This is a genomic window from Kitasatospora sp. CM 4170, from assembly GCF_032110285.1.
Taxonomy (GTDB): Bacteria; Actinomycetota; Actinomycetes; order Streptomycetales; family Streptomycetaceae; genus Kitasatospora; species Kitasatospora aburaviensis.
This window is the reverse complement of the sequence record NZ_CP134877.1, coordinates 7446828-7465000: the sequence shown is the minus strand read 5'-3', so window position 1 is coordinate 7465000 and position 18173 is coordinate 7446828. Positions and strand designations below refer to the sequence as shown.

Here is an 18173-nt window from a genome sequence, read left to right as displayed (position 1 = left end):
CAGGCCCGCGCCGAGGCCGCCGTCGAGGCGGTCGCCGCGGACCTGACCGCGCGCGGCAACCTGGCCGGCGGCGAGGCCCAGGCGGTGCTGGAGGCCCAGGCGCTCATGGCGCAGGACCCGGAGCTGATGGCCGACGTCGCGCGGCGGATCGCCGTCGGCAGCAGCGCCGAGCGCGGGATCTACGACGCCTTCGCCGCCTACCGCGCGCTGCTCGCCTCGGCCGGGGACTACCTGGCGGGCCGGGTCGCCGACCTCGACGACGTGCGCAACCGGATCGTGGCCCGGCTGCTGGGCGTGCCGATGCCGGGTGTACCGGACAGCGACGAGCCGTACGTCCTGTTCGCCCGCGATCTCGCGCCGGCGGACACCGCGCTGCTCGACCCGACGCTGGTGCTGGGTTTCGTGACCGAGGAGGGCGGGCCGACCAGCCACAGCGCGATCCTGGCCCGGGCCATGGGCGTGCCGGCCGTGGTCGCGCTCCCGGCGGCCACCGACGTCGCCGAGGGCACGGTGGTCGCGGTGGACGGCAGCTCCGGTGACGTGCTGGTGGAGCCGTCCGCGGAGAAGCAGGACGAGCTGCGGCGGATCGCCGCCGAGCGCAGGGCCGCCCTGGCCTCCTCCTCCGGCCCGGGGCAGACCTCGGACGGGCACAGGGTTCCGCTGCTGGCCAACGTGGGCGGCCCGGCCGACCTGCCGGCCGCGCTGGAGGCCGGTGCGGAGGGCGTCGGCCTGTTCCGGACGGAGTTCCTCTTCCTGGACGACTCGGCGAAGGCGCCCGGTGAGGCGAAGCAGGTCGAGGCCTACCGGAAGGTGCTGGAGGCCTTCCCGGAGGGCCGGGTCGTGGTGCGGGTGCTGGACGCCGGCGCGGACAAGCCGCTGGACTTCCTGACCCCGGCGGACGAGCCGAACCCCGCTCTGGGCGTGCGCGGTCTGCGGACGCTGCTGGAGCACCCCGACGTCCTGCAGACCCAGCTGCGCGCACTGGCGAAGGCCGCCGAGGGGCTGCCGGTGCACCTTGAGGTGATGGCCCCGATGGTGGCCGACCGCAAGGACGCCCGGGACTTCGCGGACGCGTGCCGCGAGGCGGGCCTGGACGCCAAGTTCGGCGCCATGGTGGAGATCCCCTCCGCTGCTCTGCGGGCCCGCTCGATCCTGCAGGAGGTCGAGTTCCTCTCGCTGGGAACCAACGATCTCGCGCAGTACACCTTCGCCGCCGACCGGCAGGTGGGCGCGCTGGCCCGGCTGCAGGACCCGTGGCAGCCGGCCCTGCTGGACCTGGTCGCGAGCTCCGCCGAGGCGGCGCAGGCCGTCGGCAAGAGCTGCGGCGTCTGCGGCGAGGCGGCCTCCGACCCGCTGCTGGCCGTCGTCCTGACCGGTCTCGGTGTCACCAGCCTCTCCATGGGCGCGGCGTCGATCCCGTACGTGCGGACCACGCTGGCCAAGTACACGCTGGCGCAGTGCCGTCGGGCGGCCGAGGCGGCCCGGGCGGCGGACGGCGCGGAGGCGGCGCGGGCCGCGGCGCAGCAGGTGCTGTCGGGCGAGTAGCCCTCGATCGCAGGTGCCGAGGGGCGCCCCCACCGTCATGGGGGCGCCCCTTCGCCGTGGCCGGGGGCCGACGGGGCCCCGGAGCGGGAGCGGGAACCGGGTCAGCCCTGGGCTGCCCGGCGGTCGAGCCGGAGCTGCTCGAAGAACCGCAGGTGGTCCAGGTTGTCGACGGAGCCGGGGTTGACGGCCTGCTCCAGCGGGGTGCCGGAGAGCAGTCGCTTGACCGGCACCTCGATGCGCTTGCCGGTGAGGGTGTGCGGGAGGCCGCGGACGGCGATGACCTCGTCGGGGACGTGCCGCGGGGAGAGCTCGGTGCGCAGCGAGGTGCGGATGCGGCCGGTGAGGTCGTCGTCGAGGGCGGCGCCGGGGGCGAGGACGACGAAGAGCGGCATCCAGTAGCCGCCGTCGGGCTCCTCCAGGCCGATGACCAGCGACTCGGCGATCTCGGGGAGCCGCTCGACGACCTCGTAGATGTCGGAGGAGCCCATCCGGACGCCCTGGCGGTTGAGGGTGGAGTCGGAGCGGCCGTGGATGACGACGGTGCCCCGGGAGGTGACGGTGATCCAGTCGCCGTGGCGCCAGATGCCGGGGTACGTGTCGAAGTAGCTGTCGTGGTAGCGGGTGCCGTCGGGGTCGTTCCAGAAGCCGGTGGGCATCGACGGGATGGGCTTGGTGACGACCAGTTCGCCGACGGCGTCGGTGAGCGGGCGGCCCTGGACGTCCCAGGACTCGACGGCCGCGCCGAGGCACGGGGCCTGGATCTCGCCGAGGTACACCGGCAGGGTGGGGACGCCGCCGACGAAGCAGGAGCAGACGTCGGTGCCGCCGCTGACGGAGGCGAGCCAGACGTCTTCCTTGACCTCGTCGTAGATCCAGCGGAAGCCGTCCGGCGGGAGCGGGGAGCCGGTGGTGCCGATGCAGCGGACGGCGGAGAGGTCGAGGTCGCGGCCGGGGTGGAGGTCGGCCTTGCGGCTGGCGATCACGTACGCGGCGGAGGTGCCGAGGACGGTGGCGCGGGTGCGGGCGGCGACGGACCAGAGGGCGCCGGTGTCGGGGTGTCCGGGGCTGCCGTCGTAGGTGACGATCGTGGATCCGGTGAGCAGGCCGGCGAGGAGGAAGTTCCACATCATCCAGCCGGTGGAGGTGTACCAGAGGAAGCGGTCGGCCGGGCCGAGGTCGAGGTGGAGGCCGGCCTGCTTGAGGTGTTCGAGCAGGATGCCGCCCTGGCTTTGGACGATGGCCTTGGGCAGGCCGGTGGTGCCGGAGGAGTAGAGGACCCAGAGCGGGTGGTCGAACGGGACGGGCTCGAAGACCGGCGCGGTGTCGCCGGCGACGAGGTCGTCCCAGTGCAGGGCGCCTTCGGGGGCGGGGGCGCCGAGCAGAGGGACGTGCACGACGGTGCGCAGGGTGGGGAGTTCGCGGCGGAGCTCGGCGACCACCTCGGTGCGGTCGTGGTCCTTGCCGCCGTAGTGGTAGCCGTCGACGGCGAAGAGGACGGCGGGCTCGATCTGCTGGAGGCGGTCGAGGACGCTGCGGGCGCCGAAGTCGGGGGCGCAGCTGGTCCAGACGGCGCCGACGGCGGCGGTGGCGAGGAGGGCGACGGCGGCCTGCGGGATGTTGGGCAGGTAGGCGCTGACGCGGTCGCCGGGGCCGATGCCCCGGGCGCGCAGGGCGGCGGCGAGGGAGCCGACCTGGCGGCGGAGTTCGGACCAGGTGAGAGCGGTCGGCTGCTCGGTGGTCTCGTCGAGGTGGAGGATGGCCGGCTTGTCGGCGTTGGCCTCGTCCTCGGCGGCGCGCAGGGCGTGCTCGGCGTAGTTGAGGCGGGCGCCGGGGAACCAGCGGGCGCCGGGCATGGCCGGGTCGGCGAGGACGGCCTCCGGGGCCTGGGTGAAGCGGACGTCGAACCACTGGGTGACGGCGGTCCAGAAGCGGTTGAGGTCCTCGGTGGACCAGGCGTGCAGGTCGGCGTAGCGCCGGGCGGCCTGCTGGTCGTCGTCGACGGGGGCGAGCGGTGCGGCCGGGGCGCCGTGGTGCCGGGCCGCCCAGGCCTGGAAGGCGACGATCCCGGTGCTGGCGGCGCGGGCGGGGTGCGGGCGCCAGAGCGGCTGGTCCTGGGGTGGGGTGCTCACGGTGGTGGTCTCCCGGCCGGTGGAGGGACGGGCGCGCTTGTGGCAGGGTCCGTCCGGTTGGGGCTGTCGGTGCAGACCCTGCCACGTGATCGCCTGGTGCGCCAGGGTCTGCTCGGGGGGCGCGCCCCTGGTCAGCCCGGTGGCCGGGGGCGGTCAGCGGGGGGTGTACTCGCCGTTGAACCAGGCCTGGGAGACACGGGTGTGGAAGGCGAAGGCCAGTGGGGTCTCCGGGGTGGCGAGCTGCCAGCCGTCGGTCTCCTCGGTGGGCTTGGAGGGCGGGAGATCGGCCAGCGGGCGGGCGGGGAGCAGGCCGAAGAGGCAGAGGAAGCCGCCGCGGGTGTCGGAGTCGGTGGCGACCAGGGTGATGTCGGCGGCGTCGGCCAGGATGCCGGTCTCCTCGCGGAGTTCGCGCACGCACGCCTGCTGCCAGCTCTCGCCGTAGTCGATGTAGCCGCCGGGCATGGCGAGTTGGCCGTAGCCGGGTTCGATGGTGCGGCGGATGACGACGAGGGTGGGCTCGGCGTCCTCCTGGATGACCGGGAGGAGGGTGACGACGACGGGCAGCGGGTTGCGGTAGCTGATCTCGGAGCAGCCCGGGCAGGTGCGGGGCCAGGCCTCGGTGCCGGGCGGGTAGGGCGCGCCGCACCAGTGGCAGTGGGAGTTGGGCCGGTTGCTCGTCCTGCTCACCTCTTGAGTGGTCATGGCCGGATGGTAGTGCGCCGGTGGGCGGCCGATGGGGCCGGTCAGCGGATCTCGTCCTCGCGGGTGGGGCGCAGCAGTGCGGGGTGGAGGAGGTGGGCGTCGCCGGCGCGGTAGGTGCGGGCGCGCGGGCCGCCGCGGGCGCCGCCGCGTTCGGTGGTGGTGCCGGTGCTGTCGACGAAGCCGGGGACGGAGAGCACCTTGCGGTGGAAGTTGCCGGGGTGGAGCTTCTCGTCCCAGACGGCCTCGTAGACGGCGCGCAGCTCGGGGATGGTGAAGTCGTACTGGAGGAAGGCGGTGGCCAGCGGGCTGTACTCGATCTTGGCGCGGGCGCGGTCGAGGCCGTCGGCGAGGATGCGGGCGTGGTCGAAGGCCAGCGTGATCGGTGCGGGGCCGGCCTCCGCGGTGTGCGGGGCGGCCGCGGTGGGCTCGGAGGCGGGACCGGTGGGCTCCGTGGCGGGACCGGTGTGCCCCCCGACGCCACCCCCGTGGGTGTCGGCGGGCACACCGGTGGCTGGTGACCGGCCGCTGGGGGGCCGGAGGTCGAGGGCGGTGACGGGGTGCCAGGCGGCGGTGGCCGCGTCGGAGCCGGCCTCGGGGTCGGGCAGGTCGGGGGCGAAGGCCAGGTAGGCGACCGAGACGACGTGCATCCGCGGGTCGCGGTTCGGCTCCCCGTAGGTGCCGAGCTGTTCGAGGTGGATGCGGCTGAGGGCGGCCTCGGCGTCGGCGGCGCCGAGCAGGCCGGTCTCCTCGGCGAGCTCGCGGGCGGCGGCCTCGTCGAGGTTCTCCTCCCCCGCCCGCAGGAATCCGCCGGGCAGCGCCCAGGCGCCCTGGTGCGGCGGGGCGGCGCGCTCGACGAGCAGGACGTGCAGGCTGCCGTGGCGCAGGGTGAGGGCGACGACGTCGACGGTGACGGCGACGGGCGTGTAGGCGCGCGGGTCGTAGGCGGCGAGCCACGCGCTCTCGTCGGTGCCGGTGTCGGCGGGGGGCTGCTCCGCGGCCATGGCCGGCTCCTCTCCGTGCGGTGGTCGTCGTTCTCGGACTGAGCACAACGTAGCGATCCCCGGGGGCCGCGGCAAATGATTTTGGAGGGGCCGGCGCCGGGGCGGTCCTAGGCTGTCGGAGCAGGGGGTTTCGGTTCGGGAAGGGGTCTGCGATGGCCTGGGGCGACTTCGCCGCGGCGCTGGCCGCCGGTCCGCTGGTGCTGGACGGCGGGATGTCCAACCAGTTGGCGGCGGCCGGGCACGACCTGTCCGACGCGCTCTGGTCGGCGCGGCTGCTGGCGGACGATCCGGCGGCGGTCGTGGCCGTGCACCGGGCGTACTTCGACGCCGGGGCGGAGGTGGCGATCACCGCGAGCTACCAGGCGAGCTTCGAGGGGTTCGCCCGGCACGGGGTGGGCCGGGCGGAGGCGGCGCGGCTGCTGGCGAGCGCGGTGGAGCTGGCGCGGGAGGCGGCCGGGCGGCCGGCGGCGGGCCGGCGGCTCTGGGTGGCCGCGTCGGTGGGGCCGTACGGCGCGGTGCGGGCCGACGGGTCGGAGTACCGGGGGCGGTACGGGCTGACGGTGGCCGAGCTGGAGGCGTTCCACCGGCCGCGGCTGGAGGTGCTGGCGGCGGCCGGGCCGGACGTGCTGGCGCTGGAGACGGTGCCGGACGCGGACGAGGCGCGGGCGCTGCTGCGGGCGGTGCGCGGGCTGGGGGTCCCGGCGTGGCTGTCCTACAGCGTCGACGGCGGGCGGACCCGGGCGGGCCAGCCGCTGGCGGAGGCGTTCGCGCTCGCGGCGGAGGCCGAGGAGGTGGTGGCGGTCGGGGTGAACTGCTGCACGCCGGCGGACGCGGACCGGGCGGTGGCGCTGGCGACGCGGGTTACGGGCAAGCCGGTGGTGGTGTACCCCAACAGCGGGGAGGCCTGGGACGCCGTGGCGCGGGACTGGCGCGGTGCGCCGACCTTCCGCCCGGGGCAGGTGGCCGGGTGGCTGGGCGACGGCGCCCGACTGGTGGGCGGCTGCTGCCGGGTGGGGCCGCGGGAGATCGCCGCGGTGGCCGCCGAGGTGGCGCGCGACCGGCGCTGAGGTGAACGCCGGGCGGGCGATTTACCGAGGGGGAAGGTGCACGGACGGGGGGCGGCCTGGCAGACTCGTCCCGTTACCAATGCGGTCGACAATGTCGACCGCCTGTCAGCCCGGAGGTATCGAATGCCCGGCCCGATCCAGTCGCTCTCCCGGGCCGCCGCGATCATGCGCCTGTTGGCCGGCGGTGAGCGCCGCCTGGGCCTGTCCGAGGTCGCGACGGCGCTGGACCTCGCCAAGGGCACGGCGCACGGCATCCTGCGCACCCTCCAGCAGGAGGGGTTCGTCGAGCAGGACCCGGAGAGCGGCAAGTACCAGTTGGGCGCAGAGCTGCTGCGGCTCGGCCAGAGCTACCTGGACGTGCACGAGCTGCGCGCCCGGGCGCTGGTCTGGGCGGACGACCTGGCCCGGGCGGCCGGCGAGACCGTCTACCTCGGGGTACTGCACCAGCAGGGCGTGCTGATCGTGCATCACGTGTTCCGGCCGGACGACACCCGGCAGGTGCTGGAGGTCGGCTCGATGCAGCCGCTGCACTCCACCGCACTGGGCAAGGTGCTGCTGGCCTACGACCCGGTGGCCCGGGGCGAGCTCGGCGAGGGCCCGTTCGAGCAGTACACCGCGCGGACGCTGATCGAGGCCGCGGACGTGGACGCGGAGGCGGCGCTGACCCGCGAGCGCGGCTGGACGGACTCGATCGAGGAGACCTGGGAGGGCGTGGCCTCGATCGGCGCGCTGATCCAGGACCGGCGGCGCAACCCGGTGGGCGCGGTCTGCATCAGCGGCCCGGTCGAGCGGGTCTGCGAGGACGGCTTCGTCAAGCCGTCGCTGGTCGCCTCGGTGCGCAGCGCCGCGCGGGCGATCTCCCGCGACCTCGGGGCCGGGCGGTTCTGAGCCCCCACCCCTCCGGCCGGCCCGCCGGCCGGCCCCCGGGCGCGCGGACGCGCCGGTAACCCCGTGTTCACACTGAGGCGCGGACGGGCGTGACGCCTGTCCGCGCCTTGGCGTTTTGTCCGCATTCGGCCATATCCGCTCGGTAACTTCGAGTGAAGGGTCACAGCTGCGTAACCCGGCCTTGACGCGAAGGTGGCGCGGGGAGGAAGCTTCCGCATGACGGTCGACATTGTCGAACGATGGCCGAGCAGACCACTCCCACAAAGCGCTCACCCGCACAGCGGTCGCTCGGCCACCTGCCCCCACCCGCACCTCCGGGCCAAATGGACAAGGGAGTCTTTGTGTCCGCGTTCTCCAACGGCGACATCTTCGTCGGCGAAACCCTCGGCACCGCCGCCCTCATACTCCTCGGCGGCGGCGTGTGCGCCGCTGTGACCCTCAAGAAGTCGAAGGCCATCAACGCCGGCTGGCTGGCGATCACCTTCGGCTGGGGCTTCGCGGTGATGATCGCCGCCTACATGTCGGCCTCCAAGTCCGGCGCCCACCTCAACCCGGCCGTCACCCTCGCCCTCGCCGTCAAGAGCGGCGAATGGGGCGACGTTCCGCTCTACCTCGGCTCGCAGATGCTCGGCGCGATGATCGGCGCCGTCCTCGTCTGGGCCACCTACCTCGGCCAGTTCCAGGAGAACAAGGAGCCGACCCTGGGCATCTTCTCGACCGGTCCCGAGATCCGGAACCCGATCCAGAACATGCTCACCGAGATCATCGGCACCTTCGTGCTCTGCTTCGCGATCCTCACCCAGGCGGGCAACGAGGGCCTCGGCAAGTCCGGCCTCGGCATCCTGATCGTGGCGTTCACCGTCGTCGGCATCGGCCTCTCGCTCGGCGGCCCGACCGGCTACGCCATCAACCCGGTCCGCGACCTGGGCCCGCGCATCGTCCACTCGCTGCTGCCGATCCCGAACAAGGGCGGCTCCGACTGGTCCTACGCCTGGATCCCGGTGGCCGGCCCGCTCGTCGGCGGACTGCTGGCCGGTGGCCTCTACAACGTCATCTTCTAAAGCCGGCCATCTTTCCGGAACAGGCTTCACCCAGCCCGAGCACGGGGACTGACCCGACAGTCAGACCCACCCACCCCCGAACCCCCGACTGAGCCGAGGACCCTCATGACCTCCACTGGCACCGGCAACTACATCGCCGCGATCGACCAGGGCACCACCTCCAGCCGCTGCATCATCTTCGGCGCGGACGGCCGGATCGTCGCGGTCGACCAGCAGGAGCACCGCCAGATCTTCCCCCAGCCCGGCTACGTCGAGCACGACGCCGCCGAGATCTGGACCCGGGTGCAGTCCGTCATCCGCGGCGCCCTGGAGAAGGCCGGCCTGACCAGGGACGACATCCGCGCGATCGGTATCACCAACCAGCGCGAGACCACCGTCCTGTGGGACCGGAACACCGGTGAGCCGGTGCACAACGCCCTGGTGTGGCAGGACACCCGCACCGAGGGCCTCTGCCGCGAGCTGGGCCGCAACGTCGGCCAGGACCGCTTCCGCCGCGAGACCGGCCTCCCGCTGGCCAGCTACTTCGCCGGCCCGAAGATCCGCTGGCTGCTGGACAACGTCGAGGGCCTGCGGGAGCGCGCCGAGGCCGGCGACATCCTGTTCGGCACCATGGACACCTGGGTGATCTGGAACCTCACCGGCGGTGTGAACGGCGGCAAGCACGTCACCGACGTGACCAACGCCAGCCGCACCATGCTGATGAACCTCAAGACCCTGGCCTGGGACGAGAGCATCGCCGAGTCGATGGGCGTGCCGATGGCCGTCCTGCCGGAGATCCGCTCCTCCGCCGAGGTGTACGGCGAGGCCGTCGGCGACCTGGCCGGCGTCCCGGTCGCCTCCGCGCTCGGCGACCAGCAGGCCGCGCTGTTCGGCCAGACCTGCTTCAACGAGGGCGAGGCCAAGTCCACCTACGGCACCGGCACCTTCCTGCTGCTCAACACCGGCGAGAAGATCGTCAACTCGTACCACGGCCTGCTGACCACCGTCGGCTACCGGATCGGCGACCAGGCCCCGGTGTACGCCCTGGAAGGCTCGATCGCCGTCACCGGCTCGCTGGTCCAGTGGCTGCGCGACCAGCTCGGCATCATCTCCACCGCCGCCGAGATCGAGACCCTCGCCAACACCGTCGAGGACAACGGCGGCGCCTACTTCGTCCCGGCCTTCTCCGGCCTGTTCGCCCCGTACTGGCGCTCCGACGCCCGCGGCGTGATCGCCGGCCTCACCCGGTACGTCACCAAGGGCCACCTGGCCCGGGCCGTGCTGGAGGCCACCGCCTGGCAGACCCGCGAGGTCGTCGACGCCATGCAGAAGGACTCCGGCGTCGAGCTCACCGCGCTCAAGGTCGACGGCGGCATGACCAGCAACAACCTGCTCATGCAGAACATCGCCGACGTCCTGGACGCCCCGGTCGAGCGCCCGTACGTGGCCGAGACCACCGCGCTGGGCGCCGCCTACGCGGCCGGCCTGGCCGTCGGCTTCTGGAACGACCTCGACACCCTGCGGGCCAACTGGCACCGCGCCGCCGAGTGGACCCCGCGCATGGACGAGGCCACCCGGGAGCGCGAGTACAAGAAGTGGCTCAAGGCCGTGGAGCGCACCATGGGCTGGGTGGAGGAGGACGAGCAGAACTGACCGCAGAGCCGGTCGGGGCCCGCGGGCCCCGACCGGCTCGCCCCCGTTTCACCGGCCCGCCGCACCGGGCCGACCGGCCTCTCAGCAGGGGCCGCACCGCACACCGAGAGGAGTAACGGCGCCGCCCGACCCGCGTCGCCGTAACACACACCATGGCAACCATCCCGACCCTGGGCGCCGAGCGCACCGCCGGCCGCACCGCCTCCCGCGCCGAGACCCGCGAGCTGCTGGGCAAGGCCACCTACGACCTGCTGGTGATCGGGGGCGGCATCCTCGGCACGGCCGTCGCCTGGACCGCCTCCCAGGCCGGCCTCAAGGTCGCCATGGTGGACGCCGGCGACTTCGCTGGAGCCACCTCCAGCGCCTCCTCCAAGCTCGTCCACGGCGGCCTGCGCTACCTGCAGACCGGTGCGGTCAAGCTCGTCGCCGAGAACCACAAGGAGCGCCGCGCGCTCTCCACCGACGTCGCCCCGCACCTGGTCAACCCGCTGACCTTCTTCGTGCCGGTCTACAAGGGCGGCCCGCACAGCGCCCCCAAGCTCGGCGCCGGCGTCTTCCTCTACTCCGCGCTCTCCGCCTTCCGCGACGGCATGGGCCGCGTCTCCACCGCCGCGCACGCCGCCCAGCAGGTGCCCGCGCTGCGCACCGAGGGCCTGCGCTCGGTGGCCGTCTACGGCGACCACCAGATGAACGACTCGCGCGTCGCCGTGATGACCGTGCGCGCCGCCGTCGACGCCGGCGCCGTGGTGCTCAACCACGCCGAGGTCACCGGCCTGCGCTTCACCGGCGGCCGGGTCACCGGCGCCGAGCTGAAGGACCGTCTGGACGGCACCGAGTTCGGCGTCGACGCCCGCCTGGTCCTCAACGCCACCGGCCCCTGGGTCGACCACCTGCGCCGGATGGAGGACGCGGGCGCCGCGCCGTCGATCCGCCTCTCCAAGGGTGCGCACGTGGTGGTCAAGCGCCGCGCCCCGTGGCGCGCCGCCCTCACCATCCCGATCGACAAGTACCGCGTCTCCTTCGCCATCCCGTGGGAGGACCACGTCCTGCTCGGCACCACCGACGAGGAGTACACCGGCGACCCGCAGGACGTCCGGGCCACCGAGGCCGACATCGACCAGATCATGGGCGAGGCCGCGCACGCCATCCGCGACGAGCACCTCGACCGCGACCTGATCACCTACTCCTTCGCCGGCCTGCGCGTCCTCCCCGGCGGCCCCGGCGACACCGCCGCCGCCAAGCGCGAGACCGTCGTGACCGAGGGCAAGGGCGGCATGCTGTCGGTCGCCGGCGGCAAGTGGACCACCTACCGGCACATCGGCCGGACCGTGCTGGAGAAGCTGGCCCACGTGCCCGGCACCAGCCTCGGCGAGGACATGTCCCCGATCGCCCCGACCGTCCCGCTGCCCGGCGTCGGTGCCCCGAACGCCGTCGCGCACCGGCTGCTGATCGACCGCGAGCCGGGCTCCCGCATGGAGCCGCTGGTCGCCAAGCACCTGGCCAGCCACTACGGCACGCTCTCCTTCGAGATCGCCCGCCTGATCGACGAGAACCCGGAGCTGGGCCGGCCGATCCACGAGGACGGTCCGGACGTCTGGGCGCAGGTCGCCTACGCCGCCGACAACGAGTGGGCGTACACCACGGACGACGTGCTGCGCCGCCGCACCACGATGACCGTGCGCGGCCTGGACACGCCGGAGATCCGCGCGGAGGTCGACACCTTCCTCGCGAAGCGCGGAAGCAAGTAAGCACAGCCTCGCGAAGCGCGGAAGCAAGTAAGCACAGCCCCGCGAAGCGCGGAAGCAAGTAAGCACAGCCTCGCGAAGCGCGGAAGCAAGTAAGCACAGCCCCGCGAAGCGCGGGACCAAATAAGCACGACCTCGCGCAGCGCACCGGTGCTCATCGGTGTGGAACGGGCGGGCGTCCGGGTGTTCCGGGCGCCCGCCCGTTCGTGTTGTGGCCGTCGTCGCGCCGTCACACCGGGCGCGCCGTCACACCGGCACGCCGGCCTTGATCACCTGGCGCAGGTGGCGCTCCGGCCGGGTGAGCACGGCGACGTCCGCCAGCGGGTCGCCGTCGACCACCAGCAGGTCCGCGTGGGCGCCCGGGGCGAGGGTCCCGATCTCCCCCGCCATGCCGAGCAGCCGCGCCGCCGTCACGGTGGCCGAGCGGATCACGTCCGCGGCCGGCTGCACCTCGGCGCGGAGCCGGAACTCCTCCAGCTGGGCCGGGTGCAGCGGGCCGAGCAGGTCGCTGCCGTAGACCAGGTTGACGCCCGCCCGGTGGGCCCGCTCCAGCGCGGCCAGCCCCTGGTCGCGGACCTCGGCGAGCTTGCCGAGCGCGGCGGGCGGCAGGCCCGAGGCGGCGCCGAGCTTCGCGGTCTGCTCGTAGGCGACCAGGGTGGGGACCAGGAAGGCGTCCCGCTCGCGCAGCAGCGCGGCGCTGGCGTCGTCCAGCAGGTTGCCGTGCTCGACGCAGCGCACCCCGGCCCGCAGCGCCCGGTCGATGGCGCGCGGGTGGTAGGCGTGAACGGTGACGTAGCGGTTGTGGTTCTCCGCCTCCTCGACGGCCGCGCGGATCTCCTCCTCGCTGTACTGGACGGCCGCGATCTCGTCGTTCGGCGAGGCGACGCCACCGGAGAGCAGCACCTTGAGGTGCGCGGCGCCCTTGCGGAACTCGTCCCGGGCGGCGGCCCGGACGGCGTCGACGCCGTCGGCGATCCGGCCGAAGTGCGGGCGGGCCTCGCAGCAGGGCAGCGCGTCGTCGCCGAGGGGGCGCAGGTCGCCGTGTCCGCCGGTCTGGGAGAGCGCCTTGCCCCCGTGGACGAGCCGGGGGCCGGGCGCGAGGCCCTCGGCCAGGGCGCGGGCCATGCCGTGGTCGGCCCCCCCGACGTCCCGGACGGTGGTGAAGCCCCGGCGCAGCATGCGCCCGGCTTCGGCGAGGGCGCGGACGGTCGCGTAGCCGGGGGTCCAGTCGGCGACGTCCCGCAGATCGAGGCTGGTGACCAGCAGGTGGACGTGCGCGTCGATCAGGCCGGGCAGCACGGTGGCGCCGCGGGCGTCGATCACCCGCACGTCCTCGCCGGCCGCGGGCGGGCGCCCGGTGCCGGTGGCGGCGATCCGGCCGTCGGCGGCCTCCAGCCAGGCGGGCTCGGTGCGGGTGCCGTCCTCGGGGTGCAGCAGGTGGGCGTGGGTGATCAGCAGTCGGCTCATGGCGCGGTCCCCTCCGGTTCGACGCGACCCGTGCTCGGCACGGCCCGCGTTCAGTACGGCTCGTATTCAATACGACCTGTATTGAATACACCATGTATCGTTCTCGTGTGAACCCTCCCCCCGCCCGACCCGCCGGTCCCCGACCGCCGCGCCGGCGCACCCACACCAGGGCCCGGCTGCTCGCCGCGGCGAGCGAGCTCTTCCTCACCGTCGGCTTCGCCCGGACGAGCATCGAGGACGTCTGCGCCGCCGCCGGGTACACCCGCGGCGCCTTCTACTCGAACTTCGGCAGCAAGGAGGACCTGCTGCTGGCGCTCTTCGACGAGCAGGCCGCGGGCCGGATGGCCGAGTTGGAGCGGCTGGCCGCCGCCTGCGAGGCGCTCGCGCCGCAGGAGCGGGCCCGCCGTCTGGTCGAGGCGCTGCTGCGGGTCGAACCGGAGGAGGCCGGCTGGATCCTGCTCTTCCTGGAGTTCCGGCTGCTCGCCGCCCGCACCGCAGGGCTGGCCGACCGGGTCGCCGCGCACGACCGCACGGTGTCCGGGGCACTCGCCGCGGTGCTGGAGCGGGCACTGCCGGAACTGGTGCCGCCGGGCGCCTCGGCGGCGCAGGCCGCCGCGGTGATCCTGGCCGCGCGGGAGGGGCTGCTGGCCCGGACCGCGGCCGGCGGCGAGGTGGCGGAGGAGTTGCTGGCCGCGACCGCCGCCGTCCTGGGCGGAATGCTCGGCTGAGCACCCGGGAAGGCGCCGAGGGGCGGCACCCGGTCGATCCGGGTGCCGCCCCTCGGGGGTGACGTGCGATGTGGTGCGGTGCAGGCCCTGACGAGAGGACTAGATGTACTGACCACGGAGGTTGGTGACAGGGCTCACGGCGTGGTGATCTTGAAATGAGTGAGGGCCTTCTGGCTCGGTGTGGATTGCGACATCTGCACCTCAGCCAGAAAGGCCCTCATGCCACACCGTAACGCACCGCTGACCGAGACCGGACGCCTGCGCCTGGCCCGCTGCGTGGTCGACGACGGCTGGCCGTTGCGGCGGGCCGCCGAGCGCTTCCAGGTCTCGCCCACCACGGCCAAGCGCTGGGCGGACCGCTACCGGGCGCTGGGCGAGGCCGGTATGAGCGACCTCTCCAGCCGCCCGCACCGCAGCCCCCGGCGGACCCCGTCGCGCACCGAGCGGCGGATCATCAAGGTCCGCGTCCTGCGCCGCTGGGGCCCGGCCCGCATCGCCTACCTGCTGCGGCTCAACCCAGCGACCGTGCACCGCGTGCTGACCCGCTACCGGCTCGCCCGCCTGGCCCACCTGGACCGCGCGACCGCTCGCCCGGTGCGGCGCTACGAACGCGCCGCACCGGGCGAGTTGGTCCACGTCGACATCAAGAAGCTCGGCAACATCCCCGACGGCGGCGGCCACAAGATCCTGGGCCGTGAGGCCGGCCGCAAGACCCGTTCCGGCGCGGGCTACAGCTACCTCCACAACGCCGTGGACGACCACTCCCGCCTGGCCTACAGCGAGATCCTGCCCGACGAGCGCAAGGAGACCGCCACCGCCTTCTGGGCCCGGGCAAGCGAGTTCTTCGCCCGGGCCGGGATCGCCGTCCAGCGCGTGCTGACCGACAACGGCTCCTGCTATCGCTCCCGGACCTGGCGCGATGCCCTCGCGGCCGAAGGCATCACGCACAAGCGAACCCGGCCCTACCGGCCCCAGACCAACGGCAAGGTCGAACGCTTCAACCGCACCCTGCTCGACGAATGGGCCTACGCCAGGCCCTACCGCACCGAACAGGAACGCCGCGACGCCTACCCCGCCTGGCTCCACACCTACAATCACCACCGCGGACACACAGCACTCGCAGGCAAGCCACCCGCCAGCCGCGTCCCCAACCTCACGAGTCAGAACAACTAGATGACCAGGCTGAGCGGCAGGATGAGGGCGATCGCGACGACGGATATCACCGTCTCCATCACCGACCAGGACTTCAGCGTCTGACCGACGCTCATCCCGAAGTACTCCTTCACCAGCCAGAAGCCCGCGTCGTTCACGTGCGAGAAGAAGAGCGATCCGGCACCGATCGCCAGCACCAGCAGGGCCGCGTGGGTGGAGGACATGCCGGCCGCGAGCGGCGCCACGATGCCGGCCGCGGTGATGGTGGCGACCGTGGCCGAGCCGGTGGCCAGCCGGATCAGGACGGCGATCAGCCAGCCGAGCAGCAGCGCCGAGATGTGCCACTTGCTCGACCACGTGCTGACCGCGTTGCCCACGCCGACGTCGATCAGCGTCTGCTTGAAGCCGCCGCCCGCGCCGACGATGAAGACGATGCCCGCGATCGGGCCGAGCGACGAGCCGACGGTGGCGGAGATCCGCTCCTTGGAGAACCCGGCCGCCCGGCCGAGCGTCACCATGCCGAGCAGGGTCGCGGCGAGCAGCGCGATCAGCGGCGAGCCGATGAAGTCGAACACGCGCTGGACCATGGCGTTCGGGTCGTCGACGACCACGTCGGCGAGCGCCTTGCCGAGCATCAGGACCACCGGCAGCAGGATGGTCGCGAGCACCGCGCCGAAGGACGGGGTGCGCTCGTGCTTCACGGTCTCCACCGGGGTGGTGGTCGGGATCTCCAGCGGGCCCACCCAGCGCTCGGCCAGGCGGGCGAACAGCGGGCCGGCGACGATCAGCGTCGGGACGGCGATGAGCAGGCCGAGGGCCAGGGTGATGCCGAGGTCGGCCTTGAGCGCGTCGACGGCGACCAGCGGGCCCGGGTGCGGCGGGACGAGTCCGTGCAGCACCGAGAGTCCGGCCAGGGCGGGGACGCCGATCCGCATCAGCGGGACGCCGCCCCGGCGGGCGACCAGCAGCACGATCGGGATCAGCAGCACCACGCCGACCTCGAAGAACAGCGGCAGGCCCAGCACGGCCGCGATCAGCGCCATCGCCCAGGGCAGTGCGCGGGTGCCGGAGCGCGCCAGCACGGTGTCCGCGATGATGTTGGCCCCGCCGGAGTCGGCGAGCAGCTTGCCGAGCATGGCGCCGAGCCCGATCAGCAGGCCGACGCCCGCGACGGTGGCGCCGAAGCCGGTGGAGAAGCTCGCGAGCAGCTTGTCGAACGGGGCGCCGGCGACGACGGCCAGCAGCCCGGAGCCGAGCGTGAGAGCGAGGAACGGGTGCAGCTTCAGCTTGGTGATCAGCACGACGATCGCGCCGATGCTGAGCAGCACCGCGACCAGCAGGCGGGTGTCGCTGCTGGTGTGCGGCAGGGCCGGTGGGGCGGCCGCCAGCAAGGTGAGGGGCAGGCTCACGCGAGGTCTCCATTGACGGGCCGCAGCAGCGCCACGGCCAGCTCGACGAGTTCTTCGGGGGACGGGCCGACGTCCAGGACGGCGCCGTGCTCGTCCGCCCCGAGGGGTTCCAGGGCGGCGTACTGCGAGGCGAGCAGCGACGGCGGCATGAAGTGGCCGGTGCGGTGGGCGAGCCGGTCCTCGACCAGCTCGGTACCGCCGCTGAGGTGCAGGAAGAAGGCGCCCGGGCAGGCCGCGCGCAGGGTGTCGCGGTAGCGGTGCTTCAGCGCCGAGCAGGTGACCACCCCGCCGGTGCCGGCCTCCGTCCGCTCCCGCAGCCAGCCGCCGAGGGCGCGCAGCCAGGGGGCGCGGTCCTCGTCGTCGAGCGGGATGCCGGCCGACATCCTGGCGATGTTGGCCGGCGGGTGGAAGTCGTCCGCCTCGGCGTAGGGGAGGTCGAGGCGGTCGGCCAGGAGGCGGGCCACGGTGGTCTTGCCGACACCGGAGACGCCCATCACCACGACGGTGAGGGGCGTTTCGGGGGTGCCGTGGTTCTCGACGCTGAGAGCCATAGAGGGTGCTCCTTCGTTGCTGGCCGCCACTATCGCTCCAAAGGTATGACGTATTCAAGCCCCGGAAACCAAATCGTCATACTTTTGGGGCGTCATCGGCGGGCGGGCGGGGCGAACCCGCGGGGAGCGGACCGGGACGGGGCGTCTAGGCTGGGCGGATGGAGATCCAGGGGCTGCCCGGCCGACTGCTTGCGGAGCTCGGGCCGGCGATCGCGTCCGGGGAGATTCCCGAGGGCGCGGTGCTCCGCGGCGAGGAGCTGGAGGAGCGGTTCGGGGTGTCGCGGACGGTGGTCCGCGAGGCGGTGCGAATCCTGGAGGGGATGCGCATGGTGGCCCCCCGCCGACGGGTCGGCATCACCGTGCAGCCGAAGTCCGACTGGGACGTCTTCGACCCGCTGGTGATCCGCTGGCGCCTGGCCGGCGCCGACCGCCCGGCCCAGCTGCGGTCGCTCGGCTCGCTGCGGGTCGCCGTGGAGCCGGCCGCCGCCGCGCTCGCCGCCCGGCACGCCAGCGACGACGAGCGGCGTGAACTCAGCGCACTGGCGGTGGAATTGACGATGACTGCGCGGGCCGCCGACCTGGAGACCTTCCTCCGGCACGACATCGCCTTCCACGCCACCGTACTGAAGGCCTCCGGCAACGAGATGTTCGCCCACCTCGGTGACACCGTCGGGGCGGTGCTCACGGGCCGCACCGAGTACCATCTGATGCCCCATCAGCCGGAGCCGTACGCGATCCGGTTGCACCGCGAGGTGGCGGAGGCGATCTGCGCGGGGGACGCCGAGCACGCGGAGCAGGCGATGCGCACGATCGTGGTGGGCGCCCTGGAGGAGCTCAACCAGCAGCTCGGCTGAGGCCGGCCGCGCCGGCCGGCCCGCGGGTGTCGGCCCGACGGTCGGCCCGGCGGCGGCGCTGTGGCCGACCGCCGGCCCGCGGGTGTCGGCCCGACGGTCGGCCCGGCGGCGGCGCTGTGGCCGCGCCGCGACGGCCGGCCGGCGGGGCTTTCCGGTGCAGATCACACGATTTGACGGAAGTTCGGCCGATTGGCGCGCATAGTCCGGTTGGTGCCGGGCAGAGTGGTGCGCAGGGGCGCGTT

15 protein-coding genes (1 of these 15 only partly in view) are annotated in these 18173 nt (G+C 73.5%); 9 read left to right on the top strand and 6 right to left on the bottom strand.

Annotated features, from left to right (window positions below):
* Positions 1–1545 carry the 3' portion of a phosphoenolpyruvate--protein phosphotransferase gene (ptsP, locus tag RMN57_RS31475; protein WP_313766684.1) on the top strand. Its footprint begins 126 nt before the window's first position, so only the last 1545 of its 1671 coding nucleotides appear in the window; its start codon lies off the left edge, out of view; its stop codon occupies positions 1543–1545.
* A 101-nt stretch (positions 1546–1646) separates the two neighbouring features.
* Here ptsP and RMN57_RS31470 read toward each other — a convergent pair whose 3' ends face one another.
* The 3 genes from RMN57_RS31470 to RMN57_RS31460 all read right to left on the bottom strand — a co-directional run bounded on the left by RMN57_RS31470 (position 1647) and on the right by RMN57_RS31460 (position 5377).
* Positions 1647–3674 carry an acetoacetate--CoA ligase gene (locus RMN57_RS31470; protein ID WP_313766683.1) on the bottom strand — a complete coding sequence of 676 codons (2028 nt, stop codon included), beginning with the start codon at positions 3672–3674 and terminating at the stop codon, positions 1647–1649.
* A gap of 153 nt (positions 3675–3827) precedes the next feature.
* Positions 3828–4376 carry an NUDIX domain-containing protein gene (locus RMN57_RS31465; RefSeq protein ID WP_313766682.1) on the bottom strand — a complete coding sequence of 183 codons (549 nt, stop codon included), beginning with the start codon at positions 4374–4376 and terminating at the stop codon, positions 3828–3830.
* Positions 4377–4417: 41 nt separating this feature from the next.
* Positions 4418–5377 carry an NUDIX domain-containing protein gene (locus RMN57_RS31460; RefSeq protein WP_313766681.1) on the bottom strand — a complete coding sequence of 320 codons (960 nt, stop codon included), beginning with the start codon at positions 5375–5377 and terminating at the stop codon, positions 4418–4420.
* A gap of 152 nt (positions 5378–5529) precedes the next feature.
* On the opposite strand from RMN57_RS31460, the gene mmuM reads away from it, so the two are divergent.
* The 5 genes from mmuM to RMN57_RS31435 all read left to right on the top strand — a co-directional run bounded on the left by mmuM (position 5530) and on the right by RMN57_RS31435 (position 11773).
* Positions 5530–6444: a homocysteine S-methyltransferase gene (gene mmuM / locus RMN57_RS31455; RefSeq protein ID WP_313766680.1), complete on the top strand. Its 915-nt coding sequence runs from the start codon at positions 5530–5532 to the stop codon at positions 6442–6444.
* Between the two features lie 123 nt (positions 6445–6567).
* Positions 6568–7332 (top strand): IclR family transcriptional regulator, encoded by a 765-nt coding sequence (locus RMN57_RS31450; RefSeq protein WP_313766679.1) that lies wholly within the window; start codon positions 6568–6570, stop codon positions 7330–7332.
* 323 nt (positions 7333–7655) lie between these two features.
* Positions 7656–8393: an MIP/aquaporin family protein gene (locus RMN57_RS31445; protein ID WP_380237897.1), complete on the top strand. Its 738-nt coding sequence runs from the start codon at positions 7656–7658 to the stop codon at positions 8391–8393.
* Positions 8394–8498: 105 nt separating this feature from the next.
* Positions 8499–10025, top strand: coding sequence for a glycerol kinase GlpK (glpK, locus tag RMN57_RS31440; RefSeq protein WP_313766677.1), 1527 nt, complete (start codon positions 8499–8501; stop codon positions 10023–10025).
* 152 nt (positions 10026–10177) lie between these two features.
* The gene (locus tag RMN57_RS31435) at positions 10178–11773 is read left to right on the top strand and encodes a glycerol-3-phosphate dehydrogenase/oxidase (RefSeq protein ID WP_313766676.1); all 1596 of its coding nucleotides are present in this window, start codon (positions 10178–10180) and stop codon (positions 11771–11773) included.
* A gap of 243 nt (positions 11774–12016) precedes the next feature.
* On the opposite strand, the gene RMN57_RS31430 is transcribed toward RMN57_RS31435, so the two are convergent.
* Positions 12017–13237: an amidohydrolase family protein gene (locus RMN57_RS31430; protein WP_313766675.1), complete on the bottom strand. Its 1221-nt coding sequence runs from the start codon at positions 13235–13237 to the stop codon at positions 12017–12019.
* Positions 13238–13344: 107 nt separating this feature from the next.
* On the opposite strand from RMN57_RS31430, the gene RMN57_RS31425 reads away from it, so the two are divergent.
* Together RMN57_RS31425 and RMN57_RS31420 are read left to right on the top strand one after the other, a co-directional pair.
* Positions 13345–13965, top strand: a complete 621-nt coding sequence (locus RMN57_RS31425; protein WP_313766674.1) for a helix-turn-helix domain-containing protein — start codon at positions 13345–13347, stop codon at positions 13963–13965.
* Positions 13966–14184: 219 nt separating this feature from the next.
* Complete coding sequence (locus RMN57_RS31420) at positions 14185–15138, top strand: IS481 family transposase (RefSeq protein ID WP_313766171.1); 954 nt, start codon at positions 14185–14187, stop codon at positions 15136–15138.
* On the opposite strand, the gene RMN57_RS31415 is transcribed toward RMN57_RS31420, so the two are convergent.
* Positions 15135–16520 (bottom strand): gluconate:H+ symporter, encoded by a 1386-nt coding sequence (locus tag RMN57_RS31415; protein WP_313768035.1) that lies wholly within the window; start codon positions 16518–16520, stop codon positions 15135–15137. The genes RMN57_RS31420 and RMN57_RS31415 overlap by 4 nt on opposite strands.
* Positions 16521–16522: 2 nt before the next feature.
* Positions 16523–17077 (bottom strand): gluconokinase, encoded by a 555-nt coding sequence (locus RMN57_RS31410; RefSeq protein WP_313766673.1) that lies wholly within the window; start codon positions 17075–17077, stop codon positions 16523–16525.
* 158 nt (positions 17078–17235) lie between these two features.
* Here RMN57_RS31410 and RMN57_RS31405 point away from each other — a divergent pair, with 158 nt between their 5' ends.
* The gene (locus RMN57_RS31405; protein ID WP_313766672.1) at positions 17236–17931 is read left to right on the top strand and encodes an FCD domain-containing protein; all 696 of its coding nucleotides are present in this window, start codon (positions 17236–17238) and stop codon (positions 17929–17931) included.
* Positions 17932–18173 lie beyond the last annotated feature (242 nt).